Annotated in this window: 1 protein-coding gene; it reads right to left on the bottom strand. The window is 62.7% G+C overall.

Annotated elements, in window-relative coordinates; genetic code table 11:
• On the bottom strand, positions 1-262 hold a 262-nt coding region (locus HWN72_RS30870; RefSeq protein ID WP_211152347.1), incomplete at its 3' end, for a transposase.
• Positions 263-316 lie beyond the last annotated feature (54 nt).

Raw genomic sequence — 316 nt, 5'->3', positions numbered from 1 at the left:
CCCGACGATCGCGCGGCACCTCGATCTCGATCTTGCCGGTCTCCGTCACCACCGTCTTGCGGCCATAGCCATTGCGGCTGTTCCCGACCTGCGAGGCATCGCCAAGGTGGTAATCCATCTCGGCGTTGAGCGCCCGTTCGGCCAGCGCCTTCTTCAATGAATCCAGCAGGCCGCCCTGCTGGAGCGCACTGGCCGCATCGCTGCCGGCCAAGAGTTGATCGAGTAAATCAGCCGGGATCGCCGGCTCCTTGCGTCGAGGCATACAGGGTCTCCTTCTTACCCATTATGCCCGCCCACACACGGAATTCCTGACAGT

The organism is Novosphingobium sp. HR1a (assembly GCF_015594425.1).
GTDB classification, from domain to species: Bacteria; Pseudomonadota; Alphaproteobacteria; order Sphingomonadales; family Sphingomonadaceae; genus Novosphingobium; species Novosphingobium resinovorum_A.
This window is presented reverse-complemented; position numbering and strand designations above follow the sequence as displayed.